20 protein-coding genes and 1 tRNA gene are annotated in these 22,508 nt (G+C 52.4%); 11 read left to right on the forward strand and 10 right to left on the reverse strand.

Going from position 1 to position 22,508, the window contains the following annotated elements; translation table 11 throughout:
• Window positions 1–58: 58 nt before the first annotated feature.
• Window positions 59–907 (forward strand): formyltetrahydrofolate deformylase, encoded by an 849-nt coding sequence (purU, locus tag ACZRKO_RS07885; protein ID WP_463736656.1) that lies wholly within the window; start codon window positions 59–61, stop codon window positions 905–907.
• A gap of 197 nt (window positions 908–1,104) precedes the next feature.
• A tRNA-Tyr gene (locus tag ACZRKO_RS07890) sits at window positions 1,105–1,189 on the forward strand.
• A gap of 103 nt (window positions 1,190–1,292) precedes the next feature.
• Here the strand turns inward: ACZRKO_RS07890 and ACZRKO_RS07895 are convergent.
• Window positions 1,293–3,392 carry a peptidase domain-containing ABC transporter gene (locus tag ACZRKO_RS07895; protein ID WP_463736657.1) on the reverse strand — a complete coding sequence of 700 codons (2,100 nt, stop codon included), beginning with the start codon at window positions 3,390–3,392 and terminating at the stop codon, window positions 1,293–1,295.
• Window positions 3,379–4,665 (reverse strand): HlyD family secretion protein, encoded by a 1,287-nt coding sequence (locus ACZRKO_RS07900; RefSeq protein WP_463736658.1) that lies wholly within the window; start codon window positions 4,663–4,665, stop codon window positions 3,379–3,381. The genes ACZRKO_RS07895 and ACZRKO_RS07900 overlap by 14 nt, the downstream gene beginning before the upstream one ends.
• A gap of 530 nt (window positions 4,666–5,195) precedes the next feature.
• On the opposite strand from ACZRKO_RS07900, the gene ACZRKO_RS07905 reads away from it, so the two are divergent.
• Window positions 5,196–5,387 (forward strand): chemotaxis protein, encoded by a 192-nt coding sequence (locus tag ACZRKO_RS07905; RefSeq protein ID WP_140471671.1) that lies wholly within the window; start codon window positions 5,196–5,198, stop codon window positions 5,385–5,387.
• 112 nt (window positions 5,388–5,499) lie between these two features.
• Here ACZRKO_RS07905 and ACZRKO_RS07910 read toward each other — a convergent pair whose 3' ends face one another.
• The 6 genes from ACZRKO_RS07910 to pspA all read right to left on the reverse strand — a co-directional run bounded on the left by ACZRKO_RS07910 (window position 5,500) and on the right by pspA (window position 9,614).
• The gene (locus ACZRKO_RS07910; RefSeq protein ID WP_463736659.1) at window positions 5,500–6,570 is read right to left on the reverse strand and encodes a TIGR01620 family protein; all 1,071 of its coding nucleotides are present in this window, start codon (window positions 6,568–6,570) and stop codon (window positions 5,500–5,502) included.
• Complete coding sequence (locus tag ACZRKO_RS07915; protein WP_463736660.1) at window positions 6,567–7,964, reverse strand: YcjX family GTP-binding protein; 1,398 nt, start codon at window positions 7,962–7,964, stop codon at window positions 6,567–6,569. Before ACZRKO_RS07915 ends, ACZRKO_RS07910 begins: the two co-directional genes overlap by 4 nt.
• The gene (locus ACZRKO_RS07920; protein ID WP_463736661.1) at window positions 7,939–8,190 is read right to left on the reverse strand and encodes a phage shock protein PspD; all 252 of its coding nucleotides are present in this window, start codon (window positions 8,188–8,190) and stop codon (window positions 7,939–7,941) included. Before ACZRKO_RS07920 ends, ACZRKO_RS07915 begins: the two co-directional genes overlap by 26 nt.
• A 70-nt stretch (window positions 8,191–8,260) precedes the next feature.
• Complete coding sequence (gene pspC / locus ACZRKO_RS07925; RefSeq protein WP_463736662.1) at window positions 8,261–8,620, reverse strand: envelope stress response membrane protein PspC; 360 nt, start codon at window positions 8,618–8,620, stop codon at window positions 8,261–8,263.
• On the reverse strand, window positions 8,620–8,847 hold the full coding sequence (pspB, locus tag ACZRKO_RS07930; RefSeq protein ID WP_463736663.1) for an envelope stress response membrane protein PspB: 228 nt from the start codon (window positions 8,845–8,847) through the stop codon (window positions 8,620–8,622). Before pspB ends, pspC begins: the two co-directional genes overlap by 1 nt.
• Window positions 8,848–8,942: 95 nt before the next feature.
• On the reverse strand, window positions 8,943–9,614 hold the full coding sequence (gene pspA, locus ACZRKO_RS07935) for a phage shock protein PspA (protein WP_463736664.1): 672 nt from the start codon (window positions 9,612–9,614) through the stop codon (window positions 8,943–8,945).
• Between the two features lie 228 nt (window positions 9,615–9,842).
• Here pspA and pspF point away from each other — a divergent pair, with 228 nt between their 5' ends.
• Window positions 9,843–10,850 carry a phage shock protein operon transcriptional activator gene (pspF, locus tag ACZRKO_RS07940; RefSeq protein ID WP_463736665.1) on the forward strand — a complete coding sequence of 336 codons (1,008 nt, stop codon included), beginning with the start codon at window positions 9,843–9,845 and terminating at the stop codon, window positions 10,848–10,850.
• A 232-nt stretch (window positions 10,851–11,082) separates the two neighbouring features.
• On the opposite strand, the gene zigA is transcribed toward pspF, so the two are convergent.
• Window positions 11,083–12,270 carry a zinc metallochaperone GTPase ZigA gene (gene zigA, locus ACZRKO_RS07945; RefSeq protein ID WP_463736666.1) on the reverse strand — a complete coding sequence of 396 codons (1,188 nt, stop codon included), beginning with the start codon at window positions 12,268–12,270 and terminating at the stop codon, window positions 11,083–11,085.
• Between the two features lie 216 nt (window positions 12,271–12,486).
• Between zigA and sapA the strand changes: the two genes are divergently transcribed.
• The 7 genes from sapA to dtpA all read left to right on the forward strand — a co-directional run bounded on the left by sapA (window position 12,487) and on the right by dtpA (window position 21,335).
• Window positions 12,487–14,163, forward strand: coding sequence for an ABC transporter substrate-binding protein SapA (gene sapA / locus ACZRKO_RS07950; RefSeq protein ID WP_463736667.1), 1,677 nt, complete (start codon window positions 12,487–12,489; stop codon window positions 14,161–14,163).
• Window positions 14,160–15,125 (forward strand): putrescine export ABC transporter permease SapB, encoded by a 966-nt coding sequence (gene sapB / locus ACZRKO_RS07955; protein WP_463736668.1) that lies wholly within the window; start codon window positions 14,160–14,162, stop codon window positions 15,123–15,125. Before sapA ends, sapB begins: the two co-directional genes overlap by 4 nt.
• A complete protein-coding gene (sapC, locus tag ACZRKO_RS07960) occupies window positions 15,112–16,002 on the forward strand; it encodes a putrescine export ABC transporter permease SapC (RefSeq protein ID WP_463736669.1) in 891 nt (296 codons plus the stop codon). Before sapB ends, sapC begins: the two co-directional genes overlap by 14 nt.
• Complete coding sequence (gene sapD / locus ACZRKO_RS07965; RefSeq protein ID WP_463736670.1) at window positions 16,002–16,994, forward strand: putrescine export ABC transporter ATP-binding protein SapD; 993 nt, start codon at window positions 16,002–16,004, stop codon at window positions 16,992–16,994. The genes sapC and sapD overlap by 1 nt, the downstream gene beginning before the upstream one ends.
• On the forward strand, window positions 16,994–17,809 hold the full coding sequence (gene sapF / locus ACZRKO_RS07970) for a putrescine export ABC transporter ATP-binding protein SapF (protein ID WP_463736671.1): 816 nt from the start codon (window positions 16,994–16,996) through the stop codon (window positions 17,807–17,809). Before sapD ends, sapF begins: the two co-directional genes overlap by 1 nt.
• Window positions 17,810–18,039: 230 nt before the next feature.
• On the forward strand, window positions 18,040–19,248 hold the full coding sequence (locus ACZRKO_RS07975; RefSeq protein ID WP_463736672.1) for a CMD domain-containing protein: 1,209 nt from the start codon (window positions 18,040–18,042) through the stop codon (window positions 19,246–19,248).
• A gap of 572 nt (window positions 19,249–19,820) precedes the next feature.
• Window positions 19,821–21,335: a dipeptide/tripeptide permease DtpA gene (dtpA, locus tag ACZRKO_RS07980; RefSeq protein ID WP_463736673.1), complete on the forward strand. Its 1,515-nt coding sequence runs from the start codon at window positions 19,821–19,823 to the stop codon at window positions 21,333–21,335.
• A 92-nt stretch (window positions 21,336–21,427) separates the two neighbouring features.
• On the opposite strand, the gene ACZRKO_RS07985 is transcribed toward dtpA, so the two are convergent.
• Window positions 21,428–22,441 (reverse strand): GGDEF domain-containing protein, encoded by a 1,014-nt coding sequence (locus ACZRKO_RS07985; protein WP_463736674.1) that lies wholly within the window; start codon window positions 22,439–22,441, stop codon window positions 21,428–21,430.
• Window positions 22,442–22,508: the final 67 nt, after the last annotated feature.

A 22,508-nucleotide genomic window follows, 5' to 3' on the forward strand; every position in this document is an offset into this window, starting at 1 on the left:
TCCGCACTCACATTACAACATTACGAATTTCGACGCACAGGACAGGATCCTCAACGCCATGCCCCAACAAAATGTACAAACCAAGGTATTACGCACCATTTGCCCTGACGCTAAGGGCCTGATCGCCAAGATCACTAATATTTGCTACAAGCATGAACTGAATATCGTGCAGAACAACGAGTTCGTCGATCACCGCACCGGCCGTTTCTTCATGCGCACCGAGCTTGAAGGTATTTTCAACGACAACACGTTGCTCGCCGATCTCGACAGCGCCCTGCCTAAAGGCTCAGTGCGCGAACTACACAGTACCGGCCGCCGCCGCATTGTGATCCTGGTGACCAAAGAAGCCCATTGTCTGGGCGATCTGCTGATGAAATCCGTCTATGGTGGTCTGGATGTAGAAATTGCAGCCGTCATCGGCAACCATGACACCCTGCAAAACCTGGTCGAGCGCTTTGATATTCCGTTCCACCTGGTCAGCCACGAAGGCCTGACCCGAGAACAGCATGACACCGCCATGATGGAACAAATCGATCAGTATCAGCCTGACTATGTGGTTCTGGCGAAATATATGCGCGTTCTGACACCAGGTTTTGTACAGCACTATCCCCATCAGGTGATCAACATTCACCACTCATTCTTGCCGGCCTTTATCGGTGCGCGCCCGTATCAACAGGCTTATGAGCGCGGTGTGAAAATCATCGGCGCTACGGCGCACTATGTGAATGACAGCCTTGATGAAGGCCCGATCATCATGCAGGACGTCATTAATGTAGATCACACCTACACTGCAGAAGACATGATGCGCGCAGGCCGTGACGTCGAGAAAAACGTTCTCAGCCGTGCGCTTTACCATGTTCTTGCCCAGCGTGTATTCGTCTACGGAAACCGTACCGTTATTCTGTAATACACTCAACGGCGGTGCTTTTTGTATAGAGAAGCACCGCTGCGGGCAAAAAAACATCAAACGAACATTTTTATCAGTTTCAGCACTTTACAGCTTCGTTTCATTTGGTATTATGCGCCCCGTTCACCGCAATAGCCGACGCAGTGGATGATGATATTGCGTTACGTAGTACACAATTAGAAATCCACGAATTTCGTGGTGGGGTTCCCGAGCGGCCAAAGGGAGCAGACTGTAAATCTGCCGTCATCGACTTCGAAGGTTCGAATCCTTCCCCCACCACCATCTCAAATACTCAAGCTTTGCCTTCCAAAAAAACAATTCAAAAGAAAAGCAGATTGAGAAGGACAGAGAATCTTCAACCCGAAGGTTTGAGCCAAACCCTCCACTACCCTAATTTAATTACCCTGTCCGCTGACTCAATAGTCGATGGTCGGTGCGCGATGAATATACGGGTAATATCCAGCTGGCTGATAGCCTGATTGATTGTGGCTTCATTATCCAGATCCAGATGGCTGGTCGCCTCGTCCAGGAACAAAATAGCCGGTCGACGATACAGCGCGCGGGCGATCAGTAACCGCTGCTTTTGCCCACCCGACAGGCTGCCACCGAGTTCACTGATCAGGGTTTCATATCCCATCGGCATCTTTTCGATATCCGCATGAATGTTGCAGCGCTGAGCGCAATCAATAATGCGCGCTTCATCTTTTTGTTCATCAAAACTGGCAATGTTTTCGCCGATAGAACCGGCAAACAACGTGTCGTCCTGCAATACACAGGCGATACAGCTTCGGTAGTTGTTCAGCCCTGCGGTGGTGATATCCATGTCGTTAATCAGGATCCTGCCTTCCGTTGGCGACAGTAAACCAGTCATGATTTTCATCAGGGTCGTTTTCCCCTGCCCCGATGGTCCTACGATCGCGACGCTCTCGCCAGCACCGACCGATAAATTCAGACCGTTGATCAGAGGCGCGGACAGGTTGTCATACTGGAAAACAAGGTCGCGCACTTCCAGCGAGGCCGCTTCGCCAGCGCGCAATAACTCGCGTTCCGGCAGGCTCTGTTCCGGGGCTGTCAGGGCAATATCGGCGATACGGTCCCGGTGCAACGAAAGCATGCGCAATTGCAGCACCATGTTCAGCAGATTGGCCGCTCGCTCAGAGAACTGCCCGCGGTAAGTGTTAAATGCCACGAACATCCCCAACGTCATATGCCCATCAATCACCTGAGTCGCACCCAACCACAACAGCGCGACCTGATCGAGAGTGGCGATAAGCGTATTCCCACCGGTGAACATCATCTCGAATTTGGTTTTTCGCACCGTGGCATTGGCATTATCCACGTTCATATTCAACCAAAAATTCGCCCGCGCTTTCGACAACCCCAGCGCTTTTAGCGTACTGATGCCATACAGCGTTTCCATAAAGTGCGAGCCAGCGCGCGCGCCTTTAACGATCTGCTCCTCCGACACCTGCCGGTAAGCGTTATAGGTAGAGAGACGGAAAATCACATAAACCGCCGTAAAGCCCAGAATCACCCAAATCAGCCAACCACCGTACAGCACCATCATCACAATCAGGCCGATGGACATAATGCCGTCGATAATGCTGTTGACCACATTGGTAGTCAGCGTTGTACGTAAGGTGTCGAGCGAGGTAAAGCGGGATTGGATATCCCCGAGTTTACGTTTCTCAAAGTAATCGAGCGGTAATCTGAGCAGATGGTCGAACAGCCGCGCTTTCCACTGCACATCGATAAGCGTACTCATCACCAGCGACGTCCAGGCACGCAACATGCTGACACCGGTGCGGAAGATAATAAAGAACAGCAAACCCAGACAGATAAGCGTCAGTAAATCCGGATCTTTGGCCGGGATCACATGGTCCATCACCAACTGCATCCCCACCGGCAACAACAAATTGACCGACTCAATCATCAGCGACAGACAGAAGATTTTGGTCAGCGCTGGCACCAGCCCGCTGACATTGCCCATCATCTTGCGAAGATTCAGTCTCACTCGGGGTTTTTCCGAGGTAAACCCACTGTCCGGCCACAGTTCAAGCGCAACGCCGGTGAAATGCTCCGAGACTTCGCGCATCCCTAGCGAACGGCGACCAAAGGCCGGATCGTGAATGATCACTTTGCCTTGTTTAACCGCCACCAGCACCACAAAATGGTTGAGATCCCAGTGCAGAATACAGGGCGTTTTCAATGCACTCAGCTCATCAATATCGAGCTTCAAGGCGCGTGATTTCAGTTCGTTGGCGTTGCCGATATCCATCAGAGTACGCAGCGTCGCCCCGCGCGATGAAATTCCATATCGCTGACGCAATGTTTGTAAATCGACATGTTTGCCGTGATAACCGCAGACCATTGCAAGACAAGCCAAACCGCACTCTGCGGCTTCGGTCTGAATAATCTGCGGCACCTTATGGCGAAAACTGAAATGCAGGCGGTCAGCCAGCTCGCGGACGTTATCGAGATTCATTGATTGGCCCCACCACGCTTTTCTTCATGCTGTAATACGGTGACAACATCCATTGATAAAGCGGACGTTTTTCCAGGAACATGGTCGATTCAGCTTTCATCCCGCTGGATAAATTCAGCTGCTCACCGTGCCAGTTAAGCTGGTTTTTATCCAGCGATACCATCACCTTATAATAAGGCCCATTGACCTTTCCGTTGGCGTCACGAGGCGCGCTGGAGTAAGAGTTCAGCTCCTGTTCGGAGACAGGGGCTGACGAGACAGACTCCACCTTGCCGGGGAATTGCCCATACTTCTCAAACGGATAAGCTTCATAACGAATATTGATGTGCTCCCCCGGCTTCACGTAAGGCAGACTTTCGTTAGGCAACCAGGCAACCAGGAAGAACGGAGAATTTTTGGCCGGAACCAGCTGCGCCAGACTGTCACCAGCATTGACCATCTGACCTGGTGTTACGCTGAGTGAAGAGATTTTCCCGTCGGTTGGCGCAGTGATCAGCAGTGAACCTTTGGCATCCGCCTGCGCCAGCTGCCGTTCAAGATCATTACGCTGAAAACCGTACTGAGAAATCTGGTTATCAAAATCGGCAGCTTTAGTTACCAGCTCGCTGCGCAGATTAGTTATCTGTAACGACTCTTGGATAGACTGAGTATTGAGGCTCTGGAAGGAGGTTTGCTGCTGATAAAAGAGGTATCGCTGGTTATTCAACTGGTCGGTATTGATCAGTCCTTTCTTCTGATAGGCGCCATAGTTCTGCATACTTTTCTTCATGGCGTTCAACCCTTCCTGGGCGGAATCCACCATGCTTTTTGATACCAGATGGGCTTTTTCATACTGATCCAGCTGCTGCTGCAAATTCTCCAGCGTGGCGCGCTTATTGTTCTGCAATTGGGTAATGATGGTATCGATCTGCTCACGCTGCTTTTTAATGGCCGCAAGCGTAGTGGTGCTGACATTCCCGGCTTGCGTAACCCGGCTGACGTCTATCTGGTAGAGCGGCTGGCCTTTTTTGACGGGTCTGCCGGTATCAACAAATAACCCCGTGATCACACCCTGCTCGGGACTGAAGAGATTAATGCTGTGCGGCTGAGTGATGATCTCGCCGCTGACATTAATGCGCCGGGTATAATTGGCTGAGATTAAAAATGTCATCAGTGCAATCAAAAACAGTGCAGTCAGGGAGGCAACAATCCACACCGGCCACCCTGCCAACAGGAGAGCCTTACCCGCCCAATGGCTTTGCTGATGTTCATTAACCTCTTTACGAAAGAGCATGGCGGTCAATCCCGATCAACATAATGATGACACCTAAGAATAATAGTAATAAGAAGATAGTCAGCCGGCCTGAAGCTGGCAATCATGATTACTCTGAAATACCTGAACAGGTTGGATAATATAAATCACAACGAAAATAGTTACTCACGGGGAATATCTTTTATACGTGAAGATGGAATATTTCAATAGAAAAAGAGTTATAAATAAAATTGAAGGGATTGAGTGGCTAATTTTCAAAAACCCTATTTACGCAAAGGGAACTTTTCTGCAGAAATAATGTTTTCATAGCGAATGCTTGAAAAAATAAACCAAAAAACATGTGAAAAATGCTCGGGAGATAAGTTTTATCAGCATAAAATCAATGATTTATAAGTTAATTTGGCTTAAGGAGATTAATCCTAGTCAACTCTGCGCCGGTCTGTTCTAGTCTTAAGTCTCGTGAGGACATCAAGTAACAATATTTACCCGATGCCTTCATAAGATCCCAGGTGTACGGGATCGTTGTTTAACAGACAAGAGGATGACCCAAGATGAAACAATTAACAGAACGTGACATTGAAATGGTTAATGGTGCTGGTTGGTCTGAAGACGTGAATAAAGTCGCTGACCGCCTGTCGAGCTTCGGTCAGGATGCAGTGAGTGATACCGGTAATGCTGTGAATAAAGCTTATGACCAGATTTCTAAAGGTCTGGCCGACGCACAAAATTATCTGACCACCTAGTTCTGAATCGTAGTACCAAAACCTGGTATCTCACAACCTGAGTTTACAATTGGGTTCATGCTGGCGCTCACTTCGGTGAGCGCCTTCTTTTTTCATTTCACGGCAAGTTCGCTTAAACACCGGCATTACGCTTATCGGTCTTCACCAGACTGGCTTTCAGCTTGCCAATCAGTTCACTGCGAAAATCTCCGAGCTTAGGTTTATCCCCTTCCAGCCACGGCAGCGGGCGGCATAATTCCATGGTTTTAATGCCCAGGCGCGCCGTTAGTAATCCGGCACCGATACCCTGCGCCGCCCGGGCCGAGAGCCGCGCAGCCAGATCCTGCGACATCCAGTCCATTCCCACTTCCCGCACCAGTTCGGAAGCGCCGGCAAAGGCGATATTTAGCAGCACCAGACGGAACAGGCGCAGGCGGCTAAAATAACCCAGTTCAATGCCGTACAGTACAGCAATCCGGTTCACCAGACGCAGATTGCGCCAGGCAATAAACGCCATATCTACCAACGCGAGCGGACTGACTGCAATCATCAGCGCCGATTCCGCGGCTGAGTGGCTAATCTCACGCCGGGCCTGCGCGTCCAGCACCGGCTGAACCAGACGGGCGTAGAGCTCCACCACTTCGCGGTCATTTTGCGTTTCATGCAGAGAAGCTTGCCAGCGTTGTAGCGCCGGGTGGCTTTGATCCAAACCAGCCTGAGCCGCAAGTTTCTCGCAGAACACCCGTCCCTGCCCCAGACCATGACTGTGCAATAAGTCGCGGGCGGTATCGCGTTCATCGGCACGCTGGCGCAGACGGTACACGCGACGCCATTCGGTCAGCACTGAACCCACGCCTGCCACCACAATCAGCCCCCCGGCAATACAACCGCCGAGCGCAATCCAGTCCTGCTGGATCCACGCGGTATGCACCCATTGCACACCCTGAGCCACTACGCTGATACCAAAAACGGCCAGCCCCAGCCGGACCATCTTGCCCCACAAACTGCGGCGCGGTTTCAGCGCACGGTTGATGACCGCTTCGGCTTCCCCTTCCTGCTGTTCAATCTCAGCCACTGCGGAGTCTACCGGCAAAAAACGTTCAGCCAGCGCACCATCGAAAGTCTGACCGGCACGCAGTACTGGTTGCTCTGGATCTTTCAGCCCCTGTTCGAAATCGATACGCGGTTTGATTGGCTCGCTCATCGCATTTTATCTCCCAGTAAAAACTCCATCACCGCGTCCAAACGGATATGCGGTAACGGTGCATCCACGCTCATTTCACGCGGACGAAATTCGTCAAAATGAAAACCCTGCTGTTGCCAGAAAACGCCGCCCGGCAGACGCGCGGGAACTTCGCCGGGGAAAACAGTCAGCGGCGCGCCGTCACTCAGCCGGTGCCCTTTAAGCGCAGGAAGGGGCTGCCCCTGATACTCGACGATCCCCGTTTCGGTGGCCTGCACCGACGCTAGTCCCGCACAATCCATACTGATCCCTTCAAACGCGGCGTTCTGCCAGGCTTCCTGCACCAGTTGCTGTAACAGCGACACCAGATTGGCGTGCTGATCGCCGGTGATATGGTCAGCCTTGGTGGCGGCAAACATCAGTTTATCGATGCACGGATTAAACAGCCGGCGGAACAGCGTACGCTTCCCATAGTGGAAACTCTGCATCAGCTGCGTCAGCGCCAGCCGCATGTCGTTGAAGGCCTGCGGCCCGCTATTGAGCGGTTGCAGGCAATCGACCAGCACAATCTGCCGGTCAAAACGGACGAAGTGCTCCTTATAGAAACCTTTCACGATCGACTGGCAGTAATAATCGAAACGCGCACGCAGCATACCGAGGTTGCTGTGTTTATTCGCCTGAGCCAGCTGTGCATCGCTGTATTGCTGCATCTCGGGCCACGGGAAAAACTGCAACGCAGGCGCACCGGCCAGATCGCCCGGCAGTACAAAACGGCCCGGCTGAATAAAATGCAGCCCTTCCTTTTTACAGCGAGTCAGGTAATCGGTATAGGCTTGCGCAATAGCCGCCAACTGATTTTCATCAGCCGGAGCCAGCGGATCACATTGCTGGCATAGCGTCAGCCACGGCTTTGCCCACTCCGCCCGCTCGCCCTGTAACAGCCCTGCCATCTGCCGCGACCATTCAAGATAGTTTTGCTCCAGCATCGGCAGGTCGAGCAGCCATTCGCCGGGATAATCGACAATTTCCAGATACAGCGTTGAGGTATCTCTGAAATGACGCAGCAGCGAATCATTAGAGCGGTAACGGAGCGCGAGGCGGATTTCGCTCACACCACGCGTCGGCGTAGGCCAATTTGGCGGTGTGCCGTGCAACTGCGCCATGCCCTCGTCATAGGTAAAGCGGGAAACACCGAGATCGCGCTGCGGAATGCGCTTTACGCCGAGCAGTCGCTCTTCACGGGCGGCGGAGAAAAGGGGTAAACGTGCGCCGCTGTGCAGATGAAGCAGCTGATTGACGAAAGCCGTGATAAAGGCGGTTTTCCCGCTGCGGCTGAGGCCGGTCACTGCCAGACGCAAGTGCCGGTCCATTCCGCGATTGACCAGTGAATTAAACTCGTTTTGTAGTCTTTTCATTGCTCTCCCTAGCGTAGCGCCCAAACAGCGCGGTCAAAATACGTTTGAATAACGGTTCTAATAATAGTGCTAAAACGTAACGCAGAGGACCTTTTCCTGCCACTCTCAGCACGCGGGCAGCCATTCCGGCTGGCCCGAAAGTCAGCGCCAGCGTAACGAGTACGCCAAAGATTTTCTTCAACAGACTGCTGTTACCCGGCAGCGAGGAATTCAAAAAACGGGTCATAACGATTCCTTAAGCTGGACGTGAAAGGGAGAGTGGCAGCCGGCGCGACGTCCGGCGGCCAGAAGCAATATTACAGTTGGCGAAAACGGCTACGCACCCCGAACGTTTCAGAGGTCACGTAGCGTTCTACCTGTCGCAATCGCTGCTCACTGGCCTTCAGTTCGCGGTCGGCTTCGTCCAGCAAATTGCGTGGCGACGGCGCATTTTCATCGTCAAACTCATGTGCAGGGACCGGATCCAGCACATAGCTGAGGATCACATACGCCACGAAAGTAAACATAAACAGACCGAAGAATATCGACAGCACGGCCATAATGCGCAGCAGCTTGACCGGTACACCCAGATAGTGCGCCAGCCCGGCCAGTACACCTTTGATCATGCCCTCTTCCGGCACCCGGTACAGCTTTCGTTCAGATAGCCCCGTCGCCATTATGATTGCCTCCAGGTAGGATGCTCAGCGTCCAGAATCTCTTCCAGCGCCTGAATTCGCTCACGCATACGGCGTGCATCTTGCGTTAACTGAGTGAGATTTTGCATCTCATGCTGCGTTAACTGACTGCCATTTTGTGAACGATTACTGTAGTGCAGCCAAAGCCAGATCGGCGCCACAAATAACACGAAAATGGTCAGTGGAATGGCTAAAAACAGGAAGCTCATTGCATCTCCTTATGAGTCTTATTACTGCCGACACGACGTTTATGCTGCGAAAACTTGCCTGCCAGAGAACAGGCAGGCAAGTTTAACAATACCCATTAAGCCTCAGGCGTGTTCTGCATCTTGGCTTTCAGCGCTGCGATTTGAGCACTGATCTCATCATCGACCTTCAGTTCAGCAAACTGTTGATCGAGCGACTTCTTTTTACCGATACTGACAGTTTCCGCTTCGGCTTCCATGTGATCGATACGGCGCTCAAACTGCTCAAAACGCGCCATCGCTTCATCAATTTTACCGCTGTCGAGTTGGCGGCGCACATCACGTGATGAAGACGCCGCCTGATGGCGCAAGGTCAGCGCCTGCTGACGGGCACGCGTTTCGGTCAGTTTGTTTTCCAGTTCAACAATTTCTGACTTCATGCGGTCCAGCGTCTCTTCAACCGTGACCACTTCATTTCGTAGCGTGGCAACCAGTTCTGCCAGTTTTTGTTTTTCGATCAACGCCGCACGGGCCAGATCATCTTTATCTTTACGCAAGGCCAGTTCGGCTTTGTCCTGCCATTCCGCCTGTTGGGCTTCGCCCTGCTCAATACGGCGGTTAAGCTGTTTTTTCTCAGCCAGCGCACGGGCTGAAGTCGAACGGACTTCGACCAGCGTGTCTTCCATTTCCTGAATCATCAGGCGGACCAGTTTCTGCGGATCTTCGGCTTTATCCAACAACGTGTTGATGTTGGCATTTACGATGTCAGCGAAACGAGAAAAAATACCCATAATCGAAATTCCTCTTTGATTCTGTTAGCGACCGGCCAATGTGTTGCCGGTGAAAAGAGTCAGCCGCAAGGCTTCCTATACACATAATTCATATCAATTCCCGTGCCAACTTTTTCTCACAGCCACGCCATTGAATTATATGGAATTTTATTTTTTGATGAGATAACACTCATTTGACGTATGATTAAATTCACTAAGAATTGGTATTTTTCACCATAAGGAATCGCCATGAACGGCACAACAGACAACCTTCTCGGCGAAGCCAACGCCTTTATTGAAGTGCTGGAGCAAGTTTCCCGTCTGGCAAAGTTGAATAAACCCGTGCTGGTCACTGGCGAACGTGGCAGCGGTAAAGAGCTGATTGCACACCGCCTGCATTATCTGTCGCCCCGCTGGCAGGGACCGTTTATCTCACTCAATTGCGCGGCACTGAATGAAAACCTTCTGGACTCAGAACTGTTCGGCCATGAAGCTGGCGCATTTACTGGGGCGCAGAAGCGCCATCTGGGCCGTTTTGAGCGCGCGGACGGCGGTACGCTGTTTCTCGATGAGCTGGCGACTGCGCCGATGCTGGTGCAGGAAAAATTACTGCGGGTGATTGAATACGGGCATCTTGAACGCGTGGGGGGCAGCCAGCCGTTGCAGGTGGACGTGCGTCTGGTTTGCGCCACCAATGATGATTTGCCCGCACTCGCCGCCGCCGGAAGATTCCGTGCTGACCTGCTCGACCGGCTGGCGTTTGATGTTGTCCAGTTACCGCCCCTGCGCGAACGCCAACAGGACATCATGTTACTGGCCGAACACTTCGCAATTCAGATGTGCCGCGAACTCTCGCTGCCGCTGTTTCCCGGTTTCACTCTCCACGCCCGAAATACACTGCTGCAATACCGCTGGCCGGGAAATGTGCGTGAACTGAAAAACGTGGTGGAGCGCTCGATGTACCGTCACGGCACCAGCGAATTCCAGCTCGATGACATTATTCTTAACCCGTTTGCGAAATCCTCGCCCGTGGAGGAAACCTCGCTGAACGCGGACATTCCCATCGCCTTACCTGATCTGCCGCTGGATTTAAAATTATGGATGAACGGACAGGAAAAAAAGTTGATTGAACAAGCTCTGCATCAGGCGCGCTTTAATCAGCGGAAAGCGGCAGATTTACTGACCCTGACGTATCATCAGCTACGTGGAATGCTGAAGAAGCATGAAATTCAGGTGAATGCGCAGGAAAGTGACTGAAAAAAGGCAAAAAAAAAGCCAGCACCCGAGCTGGCTAAGTAATACTGGAAGCAATGTGAGCAATGTCGTACCGGTTAATAGACACCCTGGCGGGAGCCTCTCTTCCGGTAGAAAGAATGATAATGGTTATCAGTATCGCCTGTAAAGTAGTTATTGAGAATATTTCTCATTACCACACTAAAGATGCAACTACTTGTTTATCAACAAGTCATAGCCCTGAAGTTGGTGTGGATCACCACTGAGGGAAGGGATCTGCCATCGCCATCCAGCTGTCGATCCCCTCCGCCATCTGCTCTTCGCTTAACAGGCAATCATCCAGTCTGCGGATAATCTCTTCTTTATCAAGATGCTGCCCGATGAATACCAGTTCCTGACGCATATCGCCAAACGGCTCCCGCCACTTCTCCATTATGCCCTCACGAGTTTCCGGATCCTGTGGCCAGTCGCTTTCCGGTAACGCACGCCAGAAAATTCCAGCCATACCATAGCGTGCAATTCCGCCAGCCTGGCTCCAGTTACCCGCATGACGCGGACGCGTGGCCAGCCAAAAAAATCCTTTTGACCGCAGCAGCGTGCCACCGCCCCAGTCACCGTGCACCACGCGATAAAACTTGTCAGGGTCAAAAGGACGGCGGGCGGTATAAACAAAACTGCCGATACCGTATTCCTCAGTTTCAGGCGTATGTTCGCCGCGCAGCTCTTTCAGCCAGCCCGGTGCCTGCTGCGCTTTAGCAAAATCAAAACGGTGAGTATTCAGCACGCGGTCCAGCGGCAGGCTGCCGGGCGAAATGGGTAAAATGTCCGCCTGCGGGTTCAGGCTTTTCAGTAACGCGACTACTTCACGCTGCTGTGCGCTGTCGAGCAGATCGGTTTTGCTGACCAGCAGTACATCGCAAAATTCAATCTGGTCGATCAGCAAATCCGTGACGCTGCGCTCGTCCTCTTCCCCAAGGCTCTCACCCGCTTCCTTTACACTGCGCGCTTCCTGATATTGCCGCATGAAGTTAACGCCATCGACCACGGTCACCAGCGTATCCAGACGGGCAAACTGTGACAGACTCTGCCCCTCTTCATCTTCAAAGGTAAACGTTTCAGCCACCGGCAGCGGTTCTGAGATACCACTCGACTCGATCAGTAAATAATCAAAGCGTCCTGCCTGCGCCATTTCACGCACTGAAATCAGTAAATCCTCGCGTAACGTACAGCAGATACAGCCATTGCTCATCTCCACCAGCTTCTCCTGCTGGCGGTCAAGCGTAATTTCATTTGCGACCAGCGCGGCGTCGATATTGACTTCACTCATATCATTGACGATCACCGCTACGCGCATGCCCTGGCGGTTATGAAGGATATGATTTAGCACGGTAGTTTTACCGGCACCCAGAAATCCGGACAGCACAGTCACAGGTAATAAAGACATTTTGACCTCACGTGGACGAATGCAAAGACAATGCACTCGGATTAATTGTTATATTATAACATTACAATTACCGATCATTTTCAAGGTCTTTATTGCAAGCACTTGCAGAAAATTGCATGAAGTCTCGGCAGAAGGAGCGGAGTTTTGCGCAATGGATTGGGGAGGTTGACAGAGTACGGTACACTTAAGCTATTGCTACTTAACATTGAAGCCCTTATGCGTCGTTTACCTTTGTGGATGCTGTTACTGGGCGGTCTGACCAACGCGGCTGTCGCCGTGCCACCCTCACCGCCTGCCAAGCCGCTGACAACCAGTTCGCCTGCCACCGCGCAAAAAAATGACATCCGCCAGAGCGGTTTTGTCTATTGCGTGAACGGGATGATCAACACCTTCAACCCGCAGAAAGCCAGCAGCGGGCTGATTATCGACACGCTCGCAGCTCAATTGTATGACCGGCTGCTCGACGTCGATCCTTACACTTACCGGCTGATCCCGGAACTTGCGCAGAGTTGGGAAGTCCTGGATGACGGCGCAACCTACCGTTTTCATCTTCGTAAAGATGTCCCTTTCCAGAGCACGCCATGGTTTAAGCCAACGCGCATGATGAACGCTGACGACGTAGTCTTCAGCACCCAGCGTATTATCGATCCGCAAAATCATTACCACAGCGTTAACGGCGACGAATACCCGTATTTCGACAGTCTGCAATTCGCCAGTGCAGTGAGAAGTGTGAAAAAAATCGATGACTCTACGGTTGAATTTCGGCTGAAAAACCCGGATGCCTCTTTCCTGTGGCATCTGGCGACGCACTACGCGCCGGTGCTTTCAGCGGAATATGCCGATAATCTGCAAAAGACGGGGAATGAAGAACAGATAGACCGCGAACCTGTGGGCACCGGTCCTTTCCAGCTCAGCGAATACCGTACCGGTCAGTATGTACGACTGGCGCGAAATGGCGATTACTGGAAAGGCGTACCGCGTATGTCGCAGGTGGTGATCGACATGGGTGTCGGCGGGACCGGGCGTTTATCAAAGCTGCTGACCGGTGAGTGCGACGTGCTCGCGTATCCGGCGGCCAGCCAGCTCTCTATTTTGCGCGATGACCCCCGCCTGCGTCTGACGCTGCGCCCTGGCATGAACGTCGCTTATCTGGCGTTCAATACCAACAAGGCTCCCCTAAACGATCCGCGTATTCGGCAAGCCATTGCACTGTCGATAAACAATCAGCGCCTGATGCAATCCATCTACTACGGTACGGCTGAAACGGCTGCCTCTATTTTGCCGCGAGCCTCCTGGGCTTATGACAGCAATGCCAAAGTAACTGAATTTGACCCGGACAAAGCCCGGCAAATCCTCAAAGATCTGGGACAGGAAAAGTTGACGCTGCATCTCTGGGTGCCTACGGTTTCGCAGTCTTATAACCCGAGTCCGCTGAAAACGGCTGAACTCCTGCAGGCCGATCTGGCTCAGGTGGGGATTAAAGTAGTGATCGTGCCGGTTGAAGGCCGTTTCCAGGAAGCCCGCCTGATGGAAATGAACCATGACCTGACGCTGGTCGGCTGGGCAACCGACAGTAATGACCCAGACAGTTTCTTCCGCCCGATGCTGAGCTGCGCGGCAATCCGTTCGCAGACCAACTATGCTCACTGGTGTAACCCTGAATTTGACCAGTTACTGCGTCAGGGCTTGCTGTCCCAACAGCTTTCGCAGCGCATCGAATATTACCAGCAGGCGCAAAAAATTCTGGAACAGCAGTTGCCGGTTCTGCCGCTGGCCTCTTCCCTTCGCCTGCAAGCCTACCGTTATGATATCAAGGGATTAGTGCTAAGCCCGTTTGGGAACTCATCGTTTGCCGGAGTATTCCGTGAAAGTGAAACGAGGAAAGCGCCATGATCATCTTCATTTTGCGGCGTTTATTGCTGTTACTCATCACCCTGTTTCTTCTCAGCATGGTGGCATTCAGCCTGAGCTATTTTACGCCGAATGCTCCTCTGCGCGGCGCGTCACTCTGGGATGCCTACCGTTTTTACTTCTCCGGCCTGTTGCAGTTTGATTTCGGCGTATCAAGTATTAACGGCGAAAATATCAGCACCCAGTTGAAAGCCGTATTCCCTGCTACGATGGAACTCTGCGTGCTGGCGTTTACTTTTGCACTGCTGGTGGGGATCCCTCTGGGGATCACCGCTGGCGTGATGAGAGGAAAATGGCCTGACGTTGCCATCAGCACCCTTGCCCTGATTGGTTTTTCGATTCCGGTATTCTGGCTCGCGCTGTTGCTGATGCTGTTCTTCTCGCTGCAACTCGGCTGGCTGCCGGTCTCCGGGCGGCTTGATTTACTCTATCAGCTAAAGACGGTCACCGGCCTGACGCTGGTAGATGCCTGGCTGTCCGATTCGCCCTATCGCCATGAGATGATTGCCAGCGCAATCCGTCATATGATTTTGCCGATTGCAGCCCTTGCCGTTGCACCAACGACGGAAGTTATCCGCCTGATGCGTATCAGCACCGATGACGTTCTGGCTCAAAACTATGTGAAGGCGGCGGCAACCCGTGGCTTATCACGCCTGACGATTATTCGTCGCCACGTGCTGCACAATGCACTACCACCGATTATCCCCAAACTGGGCCTGCAATTTTCCACCATGCTGACGCTGGCTATGATCACCGAGATGGTCTTCAACTGGCCGGGCATCGGGCGTTGGATGATCAACGCCATCCGCCAGCAGGATTATGCTGCCATCTCCGCCGGCGTGATGGTCGTTGGATCGCTGGTGATCGTTGTGAACGTATTGTCAGATATTCTCGGCGCTATGATGAATCCGCTGAAACATAAGGAATGGTATGCCCTACGATAACGTATACCGTGAAAAACAGATGCCCAGCCCGTTCCACCAGATGTGGAGCATTTTCTATCGCGACACGCTGTCGATGATTGGTTTTTATGGCGTGCTCGGCCTGCTGTTTGTCTGCGTCTTCGGGCACCTGCTGGCACCCTACGCATTGGACCAACAGTTTCTTGGCTCACAGTTGCTGCCGCCGTCCTGGTCGCGCAATGGTAACGTAGCGTTTTTCCTCGGCACCGACGATCTGGGCCGTGATCTGCTAAGCCGCATTCTTACCGGCGCTGCACCGACGATTGGCGGCGCGATAGTGATCACACTGGCTGCTGCTGTCGTTGGCGTTGTCATCGGCGTTCTGGCAGGGATCACCCGAGGTCTGAAATCCGCCATTCTTAACCACATTCTCGATACGTTGCTCTCAATTCCTTCGCTGCTGCTGGCGATTATTGTGGTGGCCTTCCTCGGTCCTAAGCTGGAACACGCCATGCTGGCCGTCTGGCTGGCACTTTTACCGCGAATCGCCCGCACCATCTACAGCGCGGTGCATGATGAATTAGAAAAAGAGTATGTGATTGCTGTTCGTCTGGACGGTGCGTCAACCTGGCAGATCCTGCGCTACGCGGTTTTACCAAATATCGTTGCCGTGCTGGTCACCGAATTCACCCGCGCCCTCTCCATGGCCGTGCTGGATATTGCCGCACTGGGTTTCCTCGATTTAGGTGCGCAGCTGCCTTCGCCCGAATGGGGTGCGATGCTGGGTGACTCGCTGGAGCTGGTTTACGTCGCACCGTGGTCAGTGATGCTGCCAGGTGCCGCAATTCTCGTGAGCGTATTACTGATTAACCTGCTCGGTGACGGAATGCGTCGGGCAATTAATGCGGGAGTGGAATAATGCCGTTACTCGATATCCGCAATCTGACCATTGAATTTATGACCTCAGATGGTCCGGTTAAAGCAGTTGATCGCGTCAGTATGACGCTCAATGCCGGTGAGATCCGCGGTCTGGTCGGAGAGTCTGGCTCAGGCAAGAGTCTGATTGCCAAGGCCATCTGCGGCGTGACCAAAGATAACTGGCGCGTGACTGCCGACAGGATGCGGTTTGACGATATTGACCTGCTGCACCTCTCGCCGCGTGAGCGACGTAAACTGATTGGTCAGAATATTTCGATGATCTTTCAGGAGCCTCAGTCCTGTCTGGATCCTTCGGAAAATATTGGTAAACAGCTAATGCAGGCCATTCCTGGCTGGACCTACAAGGGCCGCTGGTATCAACGTTTCCATTGGCGAAAACGCCGTGCCATTGAGTTGCTGCACCGCGTCGGGATTAAAGATCATAAAGATATTATGGCCAGCTTCCCTTATGAGCTGACCGAAGGCGAATGTCAGAAAGTAATGATTGCCATTGCGCTGGCTAACCAGCCACGCTTGCTGATTGCCGATGAGCCGACCAACGCCATGGAGCCCACCACTCAGGCGCAAATCTTCCGCCTGTTATCGCGTCTCAATCAGAATAACAACACCACCATTTTGCTTATCAGCCATGACCTGCAAATGATGAGCAAATGGGCTAACCGGATAAATGTGTTGTATTGCGGACAAACGGTCGAAAGTGCGCTGTGCGACGACCTCCTTGTAGCACCTCATCATCCCTACACGCAGGCACTGATCCGCGCGATGCCTGACTTTGGTCGCTCATTACCTCACAAAAGCCGCCTTAATACGCTACCCGGAGCGATCCCTTCGCTCGAACACTTGCCGATAGGCTGCCGTCTTGGCCCGCGCTGCCCGTACGCGCAGAAAAAATGCATTGAAACGCCTCGTCTGCGTCTGGTGAAAACCCATGCCTTCGCCTGTCACTTCCCGCTGAACATGGAGGAGCAATAATGGCTGAGACCCTGCTCGAAGTGCGTAATCTGAAAAAAACGTTCCGTTATCGCACCGGCCTGTTTCGCAAGATGGATCTCGACGCGGTAAAACCTGTCAGCTTTACCCTGCGCGAACGGCAGACGCTGGCGATCATTGGAGAAAATGGCTCCGGGAAATCCACCCTTGCCAAGATGCTGTCGGGGATGATTGAACCGACCGACGGCGAGATTGTAATCGACGATCATCCGCTGACCTACGGCGATTACCGCTTTCGCAGTCAGCAGATCCGCATGATTTTTCAGGATCCTAATACATCGCTCAATCCGCGTCAGCGCATCGGCCAGTTGCTGGAAGCACCACTGCGCCTTAATGGCGAACTGGATGGGATACAACGTGAGCAACGTATCAACCAGACTCTGCGCATGGTCGGGATGCTGCCGGACCATGCCTATTATTACCCGCATATGCTCGCATCGGGTCAGAAACAGCGCGTTGCGCTGGCCCGCGCACTGATCCTGCAACCCAAAGTGATCATTGCCGACGAAGCCCTGGCCTCACTGGATATGTCAATGCGCTCGCAAATCATCAATATGATGCTCGAGTTGCAGGAAAAACAGGGTATCTCCTACATCTACGTTACTCAGCACCTTGGCATGATGAAGCACATCAGCGATCAGGTGATCGTGATGCATGAAGGCGAAGTGGTAGAACGCGGTAATACCGCCGAAGTACTGGCAGCTCCGCTGCATGATTTAACCAAGCGACTCATATCCAGCCATTTTGGTGAGGCACTGACGGCCGATGCATGGCGCCGTGATGGTAAAAAACCCTAGCCAAATAAGAGACAGCGTTTTCAGTGCTAGAAGACGCTGTTAAGCAGCTCTCCCGAGCTGCTTTTTTTGTATTTCGCGCATGAGCGCAGTGGGTTTTTATCTCTTTCTTTCACTTTTTTCAGGTTTACTATTCTTTTTAGCTATTATTTATCGCTTAACATTATTTTATCTGGCAGCGCGTATCGGCAAGGATAGGGTCTGTAATATTGCCTCATGCAAAGGACCCGATCATGGAACAACAGCGCCGCGCCGTACACAACGGCTGGTATCACGAAACTCAATCCAGCCAGCAGGGTCATCTGCCAACCGCCCCCCAGGCAATGCGGGTACAGGATTGCTTTTTGCTTGGGCTCGACACTCATCTGGACCCAGCGGTACACCGGCTGATTCATGAACATAGCGGTCTGCTTAAAGCTTCACGTGCTTGTTATGACGCACTTTTCCCAGAGTATGTGACATTGTCACGCACGGCAACATTGTCACTTTATGACCGTCTGAGTAGTGCCCTGACGGTAGCTCAGGTCACCGGCGTGCAGCCGCTTTGCAGCCACTACGCTGCACGCCTCGCTCCGCTTGCCAGTCCTGATGCCTCGCGCGAAAGTAATATCCGACAGACTCACATCACACAGTTCGCCCGCCTCTTAGCCACTCAGCCAACGCTTATTACGCCGCCCATGTTGCAGCAGTTGGATGACGTAGGGCTGAGTACGCAGGATATCGTGGCCTTTATTCAGTTGATTGGTTTTGTCAGCTATCAGGCGCGTGTGCTTGCCGTACTGGGCGCGCTGCGCGGACGTATCGCTGCCGTGTTGCCGGGCTTTCCACCACCGGGATCCTGCGTTCAGCAAGGTTTTTCCCTGACATTGCGCCAGTGGCAGGCGCGATTACCTGAAGTCGATCTGACCACTGCCAGCCAGCACCAGCAAGATGTACTGGATCTCATCGCGCCCGACGCACGTTCCTCTTCGTTCTACCGCCTGCTGGTGCAAGATGCCCCCTGTCTCAGCGAATTCTCAGCCGTGTTTAACCATGTGATGCATGCCCGCGAGCAAAGAAAGGTTTTATGGCGCGAGCTGGCGGCCGTGGCAACCTCAAGACTCAATGGTTGTCTATATTGCGCCGGTATCCATGGCCGGTTCTATCTTGAAGCCGGTGGCGCAGAGGGGCACATTGAAGAGTTGTTCAGGGAACAGAGCAGTAGAGGACATACCGCAACGGCAGCCGTTGCGGGGGCTCAGAGTCCGTCCCCTGAGCAGGTTTTATTGCAGGCGAGTGCGGCGCTGACCCGTACGCCTGAGAGATTTAACGCCGATGAACTTCATGCCTTATCGGATGCAGGTTACAACGCTGCGCAGTCGCTGGATATTCTGCTGACCACGGCACTTTTTGCCTGGTCTAACCGGCTGATTCAGACCTTAGGTGATACCGTCGCGCCTTAACTCTCCTCTTCATTCCTCCTGGCGATGAGCGCGGCACAACCGGGTTTGCCGCCAGATCATATGACGCATTTTTCCCCCTAACCGCCAGAAGTCGTACGAATCTTAATTTCTAGCTGAAATTTAGTGTTAAAAAGCGAAGTAGATCACACTACAATCGCCACCGATTTTGTAAATAAGCCTCCTGCTCTTTCTACTATTCAGAAAACTCCGCCTTGAAATAACCCCACAACGTTTATGCATTGTTTATTCATTGAATAACAAACATATTCACTACCTCTGTAAGAAAATGCCCTATCATCCGCAACTAAAAGCCTCGTTTATTATTTATACGATAGAATCATTTGCTGTACAGCAAAAACATAAATTTTAATTCTGCATAACATTTCGAACATAGTTTCATCAGGCTGAATCAGATATATGTAACGGGATATGTCAAACTCCTTGCCTCGTTTACGAAGATAGGGAACATTACCCGCCGTCATCCCATCTTATAACAATGCGAAGGGTGCTTAATATGCGCCACTTTTGCGTCTCCTGTCGTTCAGGGCAGGGAGTGATAAACAGAGGTACTCGTGTCAACAGCAAACAAAAACACATCCAAGGATGAAAACGTCAGCCTGAATGCTTTTAAGCAGCCTAAAGCCTTCTATCTGATCTTCTCTATCGAGCTGTGGGAACGGTTCGGTTATTACGGCCTGCAAGGGATCATGGCAGTCTACCTGGTCAAACAACTTGGCCTGAGTGAAGCTGAATCCATCACCTTGTTCTCCTCATTCAGTGCGCTGGTGTATGGCTTCGTAGCAATCGGCGGCTGGCTGGGCGATAAAGTGCTGGGATCCAAACGCGTCATCGTTCTCGGTGCGATCGTTCTGGCACTAGGTTATTCCTTCGTTGCGTATTCCAACCACGAAGTGTTCTGGGTCTACCTTGGTATGGCGACCATCGCCGTAGGTAGCGGTCTGTTTAAAGCAAACCCATCCTCATTGCTTTCAACCTGCTACGAAAAAGATGACCCGCGTCTTGATGGCGCCTTCACCATGTATTACATGTCGGTCAACATCGGCTCGTTCTTCTCTATGCTGGCCACCCCGTGGTTAGCCGCGAAGTATGGCTGGAGCGTCGCGTTCTCCCTTAGCGTCGTCGGCATGCTGATCACCATTGTGAACTTCATGTTCTGCCGTAAATGGGTAAAACGTCAGGGTTCAAAACCAGACTTCGCGCCGTTGCAGTTCAAGAAACTGCTGATGGTTCTGGTCGGCGTTGTCGCATTGGTGTTCATTTCAAGCTGGTTGCTGCATAACCAAACCATCGCCCGTCTGGTATTGGCTGTGGTGTCTGTCGGCATCATCATTGTTTTTGCGAAAGAAACGTTCGCGATGCAAGGGATTGCACGTCGTAAGATGATTGTGGCTTTCCTGCTGATGATGGAAGCCGTCGTGTTCTTCGTGCTTTACAGCCAGATGCCTACGTCGCTGAACTTCTTCGCGATCCACAACGTCGGGCACGACCTGCTGGGTATCAGCTTCCAGCCAGAGCAGTTCCAGGCACTGAACCCGTTCTGGATCATGGTTGCCAGCCCGATTCTCGCAGCGGTTTACACCAAAGTCGGTGACCGTATGCCAATGCCGCACAAGTTTGCTATCGGTATGGTGTTGTGTTCAGGTGCTTTCCTGGTGCTGCCGTGGGGCGCAAGCTTAGCCAATGAGCATGGCATCGTTTCCGTAAACTGGCTGGTGCTGAGCTACGCACTGCAAAGTATCGGTGAACTGATGATTTCTGGTCTGGGTCTTGCGATGGTGGCACAGCTGGTTCCGCAACGTCTGATGGGCTTCATCATGGGCGCTTGGTTCCTGACCACCGCTGCAGCCGCTATCATTGCCGGTTATGTTGCCAGCCTGACAGCCGTTCCTGCCGATATTCAGGACAGCCACGCTTCTCTGGCGATTTACAGCCACGTGTTCCTGCAGATTGGTATCGCCACCGGCGTTATCGCCGTGCTGATGCTGCTCACTGCTTCTAAGCTGCATCGTATGACGTTAGACCGTGAAGACGATGACAAGGCGCACGAACTGGCCGCGGCTAAATAAGCCCTGTTCAGATTTCACGATGGTTGACGAACGCCTCCGCAAGGGGGCGTTTTTTTGGCTTTAAAACAGGGTTGGACAGGAAGGAAATGTCTTCAGCCGAGGAAGTAGCGTCCTTTCCCCGCCTGTTTGGCGCGATACATGGCTGAGTCCGCACGGGCCATCAGCGTATCGGGCATCAGATGCTGTCTGGCGCGTCCCAGACAGACACCAATACTGGCTGACAGCACCACCGGGATACCGGCCACTTTCTCAATTTTTCCAAGCGCCGCCAGCAGGCCGTTACAAATCTGGCTCACGTCACTTTCGCTATGCTCTAGCTGGTGCAGAAGAATAGTAAATTCATCTCCGGCCAGACGCGCAACGATATCCTGCGTACGCACATTTTCGCGCAGCACATGTCCAAAAATCTTCAGGACCAGATCGCCGAACTCATGACCGTAGGTATCGTTATAGTTCTTAAAATTGTCGATATCCAGAAACAGCAGTGCCATATCCCGGTCGGCATTTTTTTGCTGTCTGACCAGATAATTGAGGGAATGCTGGAAGGCCCGGCGGTTAGGCAGACCGGTCAGGGCATCGTGATTAGCCTCATATTCCAGTTGCGCTTTGTACTGCACATTCTCCATGCTGAAGATAAAACTCTGCACCAGCGCCGCCAGATCACACAGTGTTTGCAGATCTTCATGACTCCAGACGCGCAGTTTGTCGTCCACCAGACACAGCGTTCCGAGCGCAACGCCTTCCCGCGACAGCAGCGGACACCCCGCATAAAAAACAATGTTCGGGGCTCCGGTCACCAGCGGATTATCGTGAAAACGCAGATCCAATCGGGCATCCATCACAATCATCGGGTCAGGTTGCAAAATGGTGTGGCCGCAAAACGAGGTGTCACGGGGCGCTTCGTTGAAATCGATTCCGGCAAAAGAGAGAAACCACTGTCTCTCTGCATCAATGAGCGAAACCAGCACCGCTTTAACCTGAAAATGCCGGGCGGCCAGACGGGTGATGCGATCAATCTCTTCGACCCTGGGCATGTCGAGAATGCCCAGCGAAGCCAGTAAACTCAGGCGCGCCGTTTCGTCAACAGCCAGTTGCGGAACTACCATAATGCGTTCTCAATTAAATCGGTGTCGTTTGGTCGAGTTTACTGCTTTTAGCGGCATAACCGCGGGA

This window comes from Ewingella sp. C233, assembly GCF_055407225.1.